13 protein-coding genes and 1 pseudogene are annotated in these 12,801 nt (G+C 70.2%); 8 read left to right on the forward strand and 6 right to left on the reverse strand.

Annotated features, from left to right (window positions below):
* Positions 1 to 80 precede the first annotated feature (80 nt).
* Together SRB5_RS35945 and argJ are read left to right on the forward strand one after the other, a co-directional pair.
* Positions 81 to 272, forward strand: a complete 192-nt coding sequence (locus tag SRB5_RS35945) for a hypothetical protein (RefSeq protein ID WP_194293027.1) — start codon at positions 81 to 83, stop codon at positions 270 to 272.
* Between the two features lie 94 nt (positions 273 to 366).
* Positions 367 to 1,530, forward strand: a complete 1,164-nt coding sequence (gene argJ / locus SRB5_RS24905; RefSeq protein WP_153455655.1) for a bifunctional glutamate N-acetyltransferase/amino-acid acetyltransferase ArgJ — start codon at positions 367 to 369, stop codon at positions 1,528 to 1,530.
* Between the two features lie 363 nt (positions 1,531 to 1,893).
* On the opposite strand, the gene SRB5_RS24910 is transcribed toward argJ, so the two are convergent.
* Complete coding sequence (locus SRB5_RS24910; RefSeq protein WP_153455656.1) at positions 1,894 to 2,721, reverse strand: SAM-dependent methyltransferase; 828 nt, start codon at positions 2,719 to 2,721, stop codon at positions 1,894 to 1,896.
* Positions 2,722 to 2,958: 237 nt separating this feature from the next.
* On the opposite strand from SRB5_RS24910, the gene SRB5_RS24915 reads away from it, so the two are divergent.
* Complete coding sequence (locus tag SRB5_RS24915) at positions 2,959 to 5,679, forward strand: type 1 periplasmic-binding domain-containing protein (protein WP_153455657.1); 2,721 nt, start codon at positions 2,959 to 2,961, stop codon at positions 5,677 to 5,679.
* A 34-nt stretch (positions 5,680 to 5,713) separates the two neighbouring features.
* Here the strand turns inward: SRB5_RS24915 and SRB5_RS24920 are convergent, their stop codons facing one another.
* From SRB5_RS24920 to SRB5_RS24935, 4 genes are all read right to left on the reverse strand, one after another.
* Complete coding sequence (locus SRB5_RS24920) at positions 5,714 to 6,322, reverse strand: OmpA family protein (protein ID WP_153455722.1); 609 nt, start codon at positions 6,320 to 6,322, stop codon at positions 5,714 to 5,716.
* A 152-nt stretch (positions 6,323 to 6,474) separates the two neighbouring features.
* Positions 6,475 to 7,077, reverse strand: a complete 603-nt coding sequence (locus SRB5_RS24925) for a hypothetical protein (RefSeq protein WP_153455658.1) — start codon at positions 7,075 to 7,077, stop codon at positions 6,475 to 6,477.
* Between the two features lie 19 nt (positions 7,078 to 7,096).
* Positions 7,097 to 7,687: a pilus assembly protein TadG-related protein gene (locus SRB5_RS24930; RefSeq protein ID WP_228390435.1), complete on the reverse strand. Its 591-nt coding sequence runs from the start codon at positions 7,685 to 7,687 to the stop codon at positions 7,097 to 7,099.
* 14 nt (positions 7,688 to 7,701) lie between these two features.
* Positions 7,702 to 7,950, reverse strand: coding sequence for a hypothetical protein (locus SRB5_RS24935; RefSeq protein ID WP_153455724.1), 249 nt, complete (start codon positions 7,948 to 7,950; stop codon positions 7,702 to 7,704).
* Between the two features lie 837 nt (positions 7,951 to 8,787).
* Here SRB5_RS24935 and SRB5_RS24940 point away from each other — a divergent pair.
* The 5 genes and pseudogenes from SRB5_RS24940 to SRB5_RS24960 all read left to right on the forward strand — a co-directional run.
* Positions 8,788 to 9,741 (forward strand): annotated as a pseudogene (locus SRB5_RS24940) (sigma-70 family RNA polymerase sigma factor); the annotation flags it as partial.
* Between the two features lie 74 nt (positions 9,742 to 9,815).
* Entirely contained in the window at positions 9,816 to 10,379 is a 564-nt protein-coding gene (locus SRB5_RS24945; RefSeq protein WP_153455660.1) for a dihydrofolate reductase family protein, read from the forward strand.
* Between the two features lie 498 nt (positions 10,380 to 10,877).
* On the forward strand, positions 10,878 to 11,057 hold the full coding sequence (locus SRB5_RS24950; protein WP_153455661.1) for a hypothetical protein: 180 nt from the start codon (positions 10,878 to 10,880) through the stop codon (positions 11,055 to 11,057).
* 53 nt (positions 11,058 to 11,110) lie between these two features.
* Positions 11,111 to 11,659, forward strand: a complete 549-nt coding sequence (locus SRB5_RS24955) for an RNA polymerase sigma factor (RefSeq protein WP_194293026.1) — start codon at positions 11,111 to 11,113, stop codon at positions 11,657 to 11,659.
* The gene (locus SRB5_RS24960; protein WP_153455663.1) at positions 11,646 to 12,509 is read left to right on the forward strand and encodes a hypothetical protein; all 864 of its coding nucleotides are present in this window, start codon (positions 11,646 to 11,648) and stop codon (positions 12,507 to 12,509) included. Before SRB5_RS24955 ends, SRB5_RS24960 begins: the two co-directional genes overlap by 14 nt.
* 82 nt (positions 12,510 to 12,591) lie before the next feature.
* On the opposite strand, the gene SRB5_RS24965 is transcribed toward SRB5_RS24960, so the two are convergent.
* Positions 12,592 to 12,792: a DUF397 domain-containing protein gene (locus tag SRB5_RS24965; protein WP_153455664.1), complete on the reverse strand. Its 201-nt coding sequence runs from the start codon at positions 12,790 to 12,792 to the stop codon at positions 12,592 to 12,594.
* Positions 12,793 to 12,801: the final 9 nt, after the last annotated feature.

A 12,801-nucleotide genomic window follows, 5' to 3' on the forward strand; every position in this document is an offset into this window, starting at 1 on the left:
AAAGTCACGCCGACCCCCCGGCCGCCCCCACCACCTACCGACTGCAGTTCGCCCCGCCCGCCGATCAGGCCCGCCGCGGGATGGAACCGGACCTCCAGGAGCGCTTCGACGGCGCGATGGAGCGCATATCCGACGATCCGTACGGGCACGGCTCGACCGCCATCAACAAGGAGACGGACCGCCGCGAGGCCACCGTGGCGGGTGTGGTGATCCGTTACTACGTGAGTCGTTCGGTGCTGACGGTGACGGTGGTGCGGGGGGTATACATCTAGCTGCCATCCGGAAAGGCGTCCTGGAGTCCGTCGCCCACACCCCCTCGCGCATAAACGGTGGACGCCCCCACCCGCCACCGCATATACATTCCGCATGACGCATGACGATGCACCCCTCATCTGGCCCACCGGCTTCCACGCCTACACCGGCCACGGCGGCCTGCGCGAGAGCGGCGACGACATCTCCGTGATCGTCTCCGACCGCCCGGCGTCCGGTGCGGCCGTCTTCACCCGGAGCCTCTTCGCCGGCCCCGCGGTGGTCCTCAGCCGCGCCAACGCCCGCTCCGGGCAACTGCGGGCGGTGGTCACGCTCGCCCAGAACGCCAACGTCGCCACCGGCCGCGCGGGCGAGGCGAACGCCGCCGAGGTCGTACGCCGGGTGGCGGAGCTGGCCGGGGTCCCGGAGGGGGACGTCCTGATCGGCTCGACGGGGGTGATCGGCCGCCCGCTGCCGATGAGCACCATCCGCGCCCACTTCGACGCGGCGGCCAAAGCGCCGTTCGACGCCACGCCGGGCCAGGTGGCGCGGGCGATGATGACGACGGACACCCGACCCAAGACGGCGGTACGGACGGTCGGCCCGGCCCGTATCGTCGGCGTGGCGAAGGGCGTCGGCATGCTGGAGCCGGACATGGCGACGATGCTGGCGTACCTCGTCACGGACGCGTCGCTCGACGCCCCCGCCCTGGACGCGGCCCTGCGCCGGGCGGTGGATCCGACGTTCAACTCCCTGAGCGTGGACACGGACACGTCCACGTCGGACACGGTCGCGCTGCTCGCGAACGGCGCGGCGGGCCCGGTCGACCCGGCCGAGTTCCAGCGGGCCCTGACGGACCTCTGCCTGGACCTGACCCTCCAACTGGCCCGCGACGGCGAGGGCGCGACGAAGCTCCTCCGCGTCACGGTCTCGGACGCCCGCGACCACGCCCAGGCGAAGCGGATCGCGAAGAGCGTGGTGAACTCCCCCCTGGTCAAGACGGCGGTCCACGGCGCCGACCCGAACTGGGGCCGGGTGGTGATGGCGATCGGCAAGAACACGTCGGACACGGACATCGACCCGACCCGGGTCACGGTCCGCTTCGGCGACGTCCCGGTCTACCCGGACGAGCCGTCGGACCTGGCTCCCCTGGTGACGATGATGCGGCGCGACGAGGTGGACATCGCGATCACGCTGGGCACGGGGACGGCGGAGGCCACGGTGTACGGGTGCGATCTGTCGGCGGGATACATCCGGATCAACGCGGACTACACGACGTAGACCGGCGGCCCCACGGGCGTGACGTCTGTCACGGGCGAGGCGAGCCGCCGGCCGCGACCGCGGGCCCCGTCCGGCAGGCACATGGCCTGGTGAGAGGCCTGAAGGAGCCCCCGTAACGCCCGCGCCCGCGGACCGTGGACCCGCCCGCGTCCCCGCAGATCGATTTCGGTTGAATCATAAACGGCTGTAGAGTTTTGCACTGAGCGGTCGCTTAACCCCTTGGCCCCGCCGACCCGTTGGGTCTCCCCCCGTAATCCAACGGCCGGCCGCCGCCGAGGACTCCCCCTAGAGGCGACCGCTCCCCCTCCTGGTGGGCCGCTACTCCCCCCGTAGGCGGCCCACCAGGCAGCTTCCCCGACTCCCTTACGGCTTGACGGCCACCCCGGCCCAGAAGCCGTCGTCCGCGTCCGCGATCTCCCGGGCGTTGACCGTCTCCGCGTCGTCACCCAGCTCGGGACGCCACCGGTGCAGCAGCTCGATCCCCGGCTCCACCAGGTCCAGCCCCTCGAAGAACCGCGCCCCCTCCGCCCGGCTGCGCATCTGGAACCCGATGCCCCGGCTGCGGTAGATCTCCACCGCCTGCGCCGACCCCACGGGGTCGAACTCCCCGGTCACATGGGTCATGGCCAGCGCGGACCCGGACGGCAGCGCGGACAGCAGCTCCCGTACGACGCCGACCGGGTCGTGCTTGTCCTCCACGAAGTGCATCAGCGCGATCAGCGTCAGCGCGACCGGCTGGGACAGGTCCAGCACCTCGGCGAGCTCGGGGTCGCCGAGGATGGTCTCGGGCCGGGTGGCGTCGGCCTGGATGTACGTGGTGCGTCCCTCCGGGGTGCTGCGCATCAGGGCGCGGGCGTGGGTCAGGACGACGGGGTCGTTGTCGACGTAGACCACCCGGCACTCGGGGGCGACCTCCTGGACGACCTGGTGGAGGTTGGGCTCGGTCGGTATGCCGGTGCCGATGTCGAGGAACTGGCGTATCCCCGCCTCACGGACGAGCCAGCGGGTGGCCCTGCGCATGAAGGCGCGGTTGCGGCGGGCGACCTTCACGATGGGCGGGTAGAGCTCGATGATCTTCCCGGCGGCTTCCCGGTCCACGGCGTAGTTGTCCTTGCCGCCGAGGTAGTGGTCGTACATCCGCGCCGGGCTGGGGCGGTCCAGGCGCAGATCCGGGGTCTCGTCGACTGCCATCGGTGTCCTTCGCATCCAGAAGCTCAACAGAAGCCACCGCGGCCCTACTTCACGGTGCAGACAGCGGTTCCGGCAGCCTACGCCTCACCAGCGACAACAGCGATCCTCGTTAGCACAACGGGCCGCCGCCCGCCCCCACTCCATTGTTACCGAACCGCGGCCTCGCCCAGTGCGTCTAGAACAACACCTGTCGTGATGAGAACGGGAGCAGCCGTGGCACCCATCTTCAATCACCAAGTGTTCGAGCTGGTGGGCAGACTCGTGAAGCGCCCGCCCGGCCCCGCCCGGGTCCGGGAAGGCATTCCCATCCTCGAACTCCTCGGCACCCACGACGCCGAACTCGGCGCGCAGATCGACGACTCCGCCCACCGCTCCGACCCCCGGTCCGTACCGCACCGCCGGATCGACATGGACGCCCTGTGGGCGGAGGTCGTCCGCGACCGCGGCGCCGAGGGAACGCCCAGATACCTGGACCACGACTGGCAGCGGACCGAGCTCTGCCGCCGCTCCCTGGTGAAGCTCGCCCAGGAGTTCTCCTCCGACAGCTACGGCCCGGACCAGCGCGTCCGCTTCCGCCGCTTCGGCATGGTCAACTGGCTGCTCCAGACCACGGACTCCCCCGAGGAGCCGGACAGCCAGCACGGCCGGCTGGTGATCCGCCGATTACGGGACCGGGAGTTCGCCCGCCGCCGGCTGTTCCGGCTGACCGGCGGCTCGAGCGCCGAGTCCGCGCTGACCGGCCAGGTCCAGTGGTGGGCACAGCTGTTCGGTCTCGTCCTGGCGCCGCTGATCTGGTTCCGCCTGTGGAGACTGGTCGGCCAGGAATACCGCTGGCTCCTGAAACAGCCCTACATGGCCCCGGCCGACCCCGGCACCTTCACCGGCTTCGCCCTGCGCCTGACCCAGCCCCGCTGGGGCCGCGAGGACCCGGAACAGATCAGCCGCCTCATGGTCAACGCGTTCCTCGAGGACCTGCGCGTGGCCTACCGCCGCCGCCACCCCCTGCGCCCGGCCGGATACCGCCGTACGGCCCACTGCACCGCCTGGCTCCAGGGCGCCACCGCGGCCAACGGCGGCCGCAACCTCGCCCGCCTCATCGCCACCGTCCGCAACGACACCGGCGCCTTCGACCCCCTCCTGCTCGTCCTGACCCGCCCCGAGGACCCCCGGGAGCCGGTCCAGGTCCGCAACGTGAACGACGACCCCTCCCCGTACGACGCCTGGCTCGAGGAACTGGCCGGCCCCGTCCGCGACCGTTCCCCGGGCTTCTGGTACCTCCCGGTACGCATCCCCGCCCCGGTCCCGCCCGACGACCCAGACGTCCACCTCCACGCCGGCCGCACGGCCCGCGCCTCCCGCTGGCAGCTCCCCCGCCCACCGCGCTGGGCCGGCCGTACGGTCCGCCGCACCGTCGCGGCGCTGCTGGTCCTGGCCACCGTGGCCACCACCGCCGCCTACGTCCGCGACGCCCGGGCCGACGAGGCCGCATGGAGCCGCCGGCACTGCGGCCTCGACCGCGGCGACCCCGACGCCGCGACCGTCTGGAAGACGGACCGCACGAACGAGTGCGTGGGCATCGCCCCCCACGGCTTCGCCTTCGGCGCCGCCGACGCCCGCGTACGGACCACCCTCCGGGTCATCACCAGGCAGAACGAAGAGGCCGAGAGAATCCACGAAGCCACCCCCGACCGCCCGCTCATCACCCTGATCCACCTCTCCGCCCTGCTCAGCTCCCCGGGCGGCCACCCGAGCGGCTCCCTGGCCTACGCCCGCGAGCAGCTGCAGGGCGCCGCCGCGGCCCAGCGCCGGCAACTCGACGCGACCCGCAGCAACGCCCCCGTCGTACGGATCTTCACCGCGAGCGCCGGATCCGGCATGCGGTACGGCCGCGACGTGGGCCGCGAAATCGGGGAACTGATGCGGACGGACCCCACCATCGCCGGCGTCACCGGCCTCGACCAGAGCCGTTCGGCGACCGTGGACACCATCGCCGAACTGACCCGCATCGGCCTGCCCATGATCGCCACCACCCTGTCCGCCGACAGCCTCCCGGGCTACTCGGCGCTGTACATGCAGGTCTCCCCGCAAAACCGCCGCGAGGCCGACATCGCGGCCGCCTACGCCCGCCACATGCTCGACGAAGGGCGGCTGAAGAAGCGCAGCGTACGGATCATGTACTCCCTCGACCCCAGCGACACCTACAGCAGCAACCTCCGCGACGACGCCACGCGCTCGTTCGAGTCCGCCGGATTCCACGTGACCCGGCAGGGTTACGCCCCGGACACCCGGCTCGGGAACACCCTCACGGGCGCCACCCCGAGCGAAGTCGGCAAGACGGCCTGCGGCTACGAGGGCCTCGTCTTCTTCACCGGCCGCACGGAGGACTTCATGACGGTCGCCGAATCGGTGAACACCCGCTGCGGACACACCCCGCCCGCGTTCCTCGGCGGCGACGACATCGGCCGGCTCGGCGCGGACCCCGACAAACGGCGGAGCCTGGCCCGCGTACCGTACGAGTTCCTCGACTTCACCGTCGGATCCGCCGGCTGCGACGGTCAGAGCGACCTGTACGCCACCATGCGGCAACTGTTCCCAGAGGAATGCGCGAGTGCCCCCGACACCTCCCTGGACGGCCACGCGGCCCTGGCTTTCGACGCCGTGAACCTGCACCTCACCGCCCTCGCCCACCTCCAGGACACCGCGCCGCGGCTCCCTCTCACACCCGCCGCGCTCTGGCACGGCCTCAGCGGTATCCACGGGGACGACGCGCTGGACGGCGAGAGCGGGAAGATCGACTTCGGCGGGGTCGTGGACCAGCAGGTCCCCATCGACAAGCTCATCTCCGTCCAGCACGTGGAGGGAGGGAAACGGCCCCGGCAGATCGGCTTCTGCGGACTGCTCGGGGGCAGCGAGCAGTCATCCTGGTGTCCGGAGCCAGAGATCCGGCGTTCTCACTGACACCGACGGCCACCGGCTGCCGGGTGTGGGTCCGTCAGCCCGCCTCCGACCGGGGGAAGCTCACCTCCACGCGGCGGTTCTTCCTGCGGCCTTCCTCGGTCGCGTTGTCCGCGATCGGGTAGTCCTCGCTGTAGCCGCGGACCTGGAACGTCATGCCCGCGCTGGCCGTCAGGAGGCTCACCAGCTCGCGGTGGACGGCGTTCGCGCGTTCCTTGGAGAGGGTGACTCCGTGGGCGTACGCGCCGAGGTTGTCGGTGAAGCCGAAGACCCGTACGACGTCGGGGTTGTTCTTCTCCAGCTCCGCCGCGATGGCCGCGATGCGCTCGTGCGCCGCGGCGGTGAGCTTCGCGCTGTCCATGGGGAAGAGGACGTCGGCCTGGAGGGCGATGGTGATCGTGGTGTTCGTGTCGGACCTGCGCTCTTCGCCGCCCTGCGTCTCGACGACGGACACGATGTCAAGCACCTTCGGCTCCGCGAGGGTGGCCCCGTCCTCGAGCTTGAGGTCGGGGTCGTCGGGGTCGGTCTGCACCGGGGGCGGCGCGGAGAGGTTGGTCCCGGGCGGGGAGCTGGGGACGTCGTCCTGCGCGGGGGCGGGGGTTACGGGGAGGAGCAGGAGGGTGAGGGTGGCGGCGAGGGTGAGCATCGCGCGGGGCGGGGTGGGGCGGGGGCGCGGCTGGCGAGGCGCCGACGGGGCTGTGGGCTCTTCACCCCAGCGCGGGAGGTGGTCGGAGGCGGCCCCCGAGGTGGCGCCTTCGGCGGGGGTGGTGTGGGTGTTCGGGGTCATGGCTCCTCACCTCACTCTGAGAGGGGGAGCGTGGTGGGAGTGAAGGTCGGCAGCTGGAACTCGACCTCCTTGGTCTTCTCGGGTGGGGCGGGGAACTGGATATAGATGTCGACTGCCTTGCCCGCTTCGACAACTGCGATGCCTGATGTACACAGGCATCGTTTCTCCGTGTCCCGCAGCACGTAATAGCGCTTCTTGCCCGACTTATCCACGAGAGTCGCCCCCGCAAGGGAGTTACCACCCATCCCGGACTCGGTCCCGCCCCAGGTGGCCGTATCAGTAAAGGGGGCGCTTCCGGTGTTCTGGATCTGGCCGGTCAACGTAACAAAGCCACCCGAGTCTCGCTCAACATCGCCGACGGTCAGCACCATCCCTGACTGCCCTTTGAGCTGAGCCACTGGGGTGCCGGCGGCCTCGTCGTTCGAGTCCTCACCCGACGCCCCGTCGTCACCTTTGCCGTCGCCCTTCGACGATGACGACGAAGCACCATTCTTCGGGCTTCCCCCATCGCTGTCTCCGTCCGAGCCACACCCGGCCGCAGTGACAGTCAGCCCGACCGCCAGAATCGCGGCTACGACTCCCTTACTGACCGCGCTAACGCGCCTGATGCTCATGGTCCGAATCCTTTGTAGGTCAATCGACGAGATGAACAGTGAACAGGTCCGACGGATCGGGAAAGAGATCGAGGTCCGACGGATCCAAGGTCCAGTCCTGTCCGTCGCAGTCCAGCTGAAGCGGCAACTCGTCGTCGCTGGTCTCGGTCGGCGGATCAAGGCGGCAACGCGACTCGATCACGGCCGTGGCCGATGCTTCGGCGTGCCGATCTTCCGTTCCTGGCACCACCGAGTCCCCGACGGTTCCATGGGTCGTCACTGACACAGTGAAGCCATCCCCTGGGTCGTAGACACGTTGGCAATCGTTCAGGTCTGCATCGTTTCTACCGGCAAAGTCCGCTGCCGCATCGCACGACCGGCCGTAGGAAAGCCCATTCCCGCCGAGGATGTCCCCCCATTGAGTGGGATCCGAGATCGCGTCCAACAGATTGCCGCGAAGTTGCTGCCGAGCGTCTTGCGCAGCCGCCAGGGCAGCCGCATCCGCCGCACCCTGCGCATCGTTGCGGGTTGCTGCCGCCTGACCGACCGCGAAGTACGCGACCGCCAAGAAAAGCAGCGCGGCAACGCCAGCGATGTAGATGGGGAAAGCCTGACCATCGTCCGAGCGCAATCGCCGGAGACAGGTCAGGTGAGCTTCGCGATCTGCGCCTGGATCTTGTTGAGGATCGTGTTGCCCAGCCCCGCGTTCAAGAGGATCACGATGATCGCGACGACCACCACGATGATCCCCAGGTACTCGACAACCGTCTGCCCCCGCTCCCCGCCGCCCCGATACCGCCGACGGAGTCGCGCGCCGGCCGTCGACGCCCACTCCGACGCCCTGACCTCCGACCGGACCAGGGACCGCAAGACGAACCCGTTCCGCCTCCACATGCGTACTACCTCCGTACTCGGGTACCGCAACCGCCACCCCGCCGACACCGCTCGTGCCGCCGGGCACTTCTGACCGCAACGCCCCCCGGACGGGCCTGCTGGGCCAATTCTGGACCGAAAAAGGCATCTTGGTGCTACGAACGGCGACATTCCCATCACCCTCCGGGCATAACCCTCCCGATGCCTTCACAGGCGCGATCACGCCTGATCACCCACCGGGCACCGGGCCCCGAAGCCGACCTCGCCCCAACGGCACATCCGTCCCGCTACCAGCCTTCCGGAACAAGGGAGTTGCGGTTGCAGCCGACGGCAAAGCCCGGCCACGAAGCCACTACCCGCACTCACCACCGCACATGCCGTTGCAGCCGCGAACCTCCACCATCCCGCGTCCGCAACCCATGACACACGAAACGCACCCCACCCCCGCACGATTCAGGACACCCTCCCGCCCAAAGGCGCAAGCAACCCACGCCCCCTGACGACCACACCGTCGACACAGAGCCACGAATCCCCACCCCTACCCCCTGACCAGCCCCTTTGTCCCTGAACGCAGGGGATTGCGGAACCCACCTGATCACAACCCGGGGGTGCCCTACCGCTCACGCGTGCACCCCCAGCGGCCCCGGCACCGAATTGTCAGACCCCCCTGCCATCCTGAGGAACGTTCCCTACCCGACGACCTACCCCGCCGCCGACCAGGAATGGACCACCGAACTCCACACCGCGGTGGAAGCCGCCGCGATAGAACCCCCGGGCGCCCCGCTCGACCCCCCGCAGTGGTACGGCGCCTACCTCCGCGGCCACTTCCCCCAGGCGTAACGGCAGCGACGGTCCCGGCCCCGAGACCCGCAACACACAATGAGGAGCCCCGTGGAGTTCGAGACCTACCGCGGAGAGCTGGTGGCGTACTGCTACCGGATGCTGGGGTCCGTCCACGAGGCCGAGGACCTGGTCCAGGAGACGATGCTCCGCGCCTGGAAGGCCCGCGAGCGATACGACCCCGCCCGCGCGTCCGTACGGACCTGGCTCTACCGCATCGCCACCAACGCCTGCCTGACCGCCCTGGACAAGGACCGCAGGCGCCCGCTCCCCTCCGGCCTGGGGGTGCCCGGTGGCGACACCGAGGCGCCGCTCGTCCCCGCGACCGACGTCCCCTGGCTCGGCCCCTTCCCCGACGCGCGGTTCGACGTCGAGGCCCGGGCGGATCTGCGCCTGGCCTGGGTGGCCGCCGTGCAGGTGCTGCCCGCGCGGCAGCGGGCGGTGCTGATCCTGCGCGAGGTGCTGGCGTTCAGCGCCGCCGAGGTCGCCGAGCAGCTGGAGACCACCGTCGCGGCGGTCAACAGCGCGCTGCAGCGCGCCCGCGCCGCCCTCGACGGCGGGGCAGACGCCCACGCAGTCGCGGAGCCGGACGACCCCGAGACGCAGACCGTCGTCCAGCGGTACATACAGGCCTTCGAGGCCGCCGACGTGCCCGCCCTCGTACGGCTCCTGGCCCACGACGCGATCCTCGAGATGCCCCCGATCCCCCTGTGGTTCCTGGGCAGCCGGGACTACGGCCGCTTCATGGACCGCGTGTACCGCATGCGCGGGACAGGCTGGCGCACGCAAACGCTCACCTCCGGCGGCCAGCCCGTCCTCGCCGCGTACGCCTCCCGGCCCGGCGGCGGCTACGAGCGCCACAGCGTCCAGGTCCTCACCGTCACGGGCGGCCGGATCACGCACAACGTCACGTACGTCGACCCCGCCGTCCTCGACACCTTCGCCCTGCCCGACGAGTTCCCCGGAAGCTGACCGCACCGCCCGCGATGAGTCCCGGCGGCGCCCCCGGTACGTACCGGTGAGCACCGAACCGAAGGGATCTGATCATGAGCGTCATCGTCATCGAGTTCATCACCCTGGACGGGATCGTGTACGACCCGGACGGCTCCGCCGGATCGCCCCGGGGCGGCTGGATGTTCCGGCACGGCCCGGAGACGGTCGCCGGGGACGCGTTCCGCCTCGGCAGCACGCTGGACGACGGCGTGCTGCTGCTCGGGCGCGCCACCTGGCAGCTGCTCTCGGGCCTGTGGCCGAAGCGCGACGACCCGTTCTCCACCCGCATGAACGCCGTCCCGAAGCTGGTCGCCTCCAGCACCCTGACGGCCGGCGACCTGGCGGCGTGGTCCAACTCGCGGCCCCTGGAGGGTGACCCGGCCGACGCCGTCGAGCGCGAGCGGCGGGACGTCGTCGTCGCGGGGAGCCTGAGCCTCGTGGACCAGCTGACGGCCGCCGACCTGGTCGACGAGTACCGGCTGCTGACCTTCCCCACCGTCCTGGGCACCGGCCGCCGGCTCTTCCCGGCGGAGGGCCCGCACGCGGAGTTCACCTGCCTGACGGCGGAGCCCTCCGGCGCGGCCGTCTACACGCGCTACGGGCGGGCCTCCGCGTAACTCCGAATGCCGGTGGGCCGCCTCGGGGGAAGACGGCCCACCGGATGCGAGCGGCCGCCCGGGGGGAACCCATGACCGCCGGCCGGATGTTGGACGACGGGGGACGCCCAACAGATCGACCGGCTCACGAGAGTGAACGACCGCTCAGTCCAAAACCATACAGTGCTTCACCCTTCAACCGAAATGGATCGAGGACGAATTCGGCTGATCACCCCCACCCCGTCAACGAATCGACACCCCCGCCCACCAGCGGACATTCCAGACCGAATCGTTAACGGAATCCCTCCGACCGTATTCAGCCCGTGACGGACCTCACGCTGCAAACGAGCGTCTCCCCTCCCGCAAGATCAAACCCCCCGAAAAGACATTCGCAACCGGCTTGCACATTCGTGCCCCTGGGGCTGTTGAGTTGTCGAGCAAGCGGACGGACCTCTGTTCCGCCGGACGCAAAGCGAACCGCGTCCCACCTTGCCCGCCCAACGAGGGGACCCAAGCAACATGCACGTTGAAACTGCCGCCGCACTGCTGGCGGGAGTGACCGCGGTCCGGGTGTTCGGCCCGGACCTGCGCCGCCTGTGCCGGCGAGCCCTCGGCGCCGGCGTGCGGGCCGGAGCCGTCGAACTGGCCCGGCGCAGCCTTGAACCCCCCGCGGCGGTCCCCTGGACGGAGGCGCCATGACGGAGGCAGGAGTCCCAGGCCAGTTACGACCGAACCCGTGGAGTGGCATCGCCGTGCGCACTGACCTCAGCGGCGCACTGCCACGGGATTTCGGCGCCTTCTACGAGGCCAACGTGCGGATGTACCTGGGCTTCGCCCACTCCCATCTGGGCGAGCGGGCACGCACGGAGGCGGCGGTCCACGACTTCTTCGTCTGGCTCGCCCCCCGCTGGGGGCAGGCGCTGACCCGGCCGAACGCCCCCGCGGCGGTCTGGACGGCGTTCAGACGGCACGTGGCCCGCCGGCTCGAGGTCCACGGACAGCACCGGCCGGTCGTCGAATCCCTCGCCTTCGCCCTCAACCGCGAGGACACCCGCGCCACGCTCGAGTCCCTGGAGTCCCGTCTGGGCCTGTACGAGGCCATCGCCAAACTGCCCGACCGGCCCTTCGACGTCATGGTCCTGCACTTCCTGCTGAAGATCCCCCAGAAACAGGTCGCCGGCCTCCTGGGGGTCAGTCCGGCAACCGTCCGCTCGCACATACGCCACGCCCGGATCAGTCTGGCCCGGGACCTGAACATCAACTGGGAAAGAGACAGGGGGGAGACAGATGAGTCGGGGTGACGCGGCAGCCGACCGCGACGACAAGCCGACCACCGAGGAACTGATCGACATGCTCAAAGAGGGATCCCGTGTCCTCGCGCGGGAATACGACGACTTCGACGTACGAGAAGGCCTGGAACGCATCGCCCGCCAGGTCCTCTGGCACGGCGCCCTCTCGTTCGAGGAATTCGCCCAGCTCGTCGACCAGCCCACACCCATTCCGTACATGCCGCCACAGTCGTCCGCCGTCCACCAGTGGGCCGGCCTCGCCCTGCAGCGGCTCTGCGTCGAGCAGATCTGCAACCCGAAGGCGATCGCCGCGATGGGCAGGCGGCTCCCCGGCGGATTACGCAGATACGAGCCCATCGAGCCGGAGGAGGCCCTGGCCTTCGCCTGCCTGCTCTACCTCGGGGAACGGGTCGAGGCGGCCCTGTTCTGGTGGCAGTACGCGGCCGGCGCCGATTCCGCGGACGCCGCCCGCTCCCTCTCCCTGCACCATCTGCAGCACGGGGACCGCCGCACGGCGGAGGGCTGGAGCAGCCTCGAAACGCGAATCCAGCACCAGCAGCACCACCCGGCCGACGCCAGGGAATGGTTCGAACCGCTCCGTCCCGACTACGTCATGGCCTGGATGGACGACCTGGGCCCCAGCGACATCTTCGAAGTGGAGGTGAACAGCCGTCCGCCCGTCGCGGACGCTCTGTCCCTCGCGGCCGAGTCAGGCGGCATGACGGCCACCGTCAGGCTCACTCCGCCACTGGCGGAGGCGGTCCGCCGCCTCCACACCTCGGAGGACGCGGACTACGGCATCCACTGCCAGCCGGACTCCCGCCTCACGGCGGAGCTGGAGAAGACAACACCGAGCTGCTGACCGGGGCCTTGGCCCCGGGAGGCCCGGTACGTCCGCCGGGCAGCTCCCGCTGTGGGGGCGCCCGGCGGACGTAGGCTCGGGGTCAGCCGAGGAGGTGGTCGAACTCCCCCGCCTTCACGCCTTTGAGGAAGGCGGCCAGTTTCTCGGCGCTCGTGGTGATGACGGTGCCCGGGGCGTCACTCTCCCGTATGAGGATCACGCCGTCATGCGAGGCGAGTTCCACACAGTTGGGGCCGTTCGCACCCGAGAAGGACGACTTCTGCCACTGGATCACGTTGCTCATGTCTGCATC

This window comes from Streptomyces smaragdinus (genome assembly GCF_009604385.1).
GTDB classification, from domain to species: domain Bacteria; phylum Actinomycetota; class Actinomycetes; order Streptomycetales; family Streptomycetaceae; genus Streptomyces; species Streptomyces smaragdinus.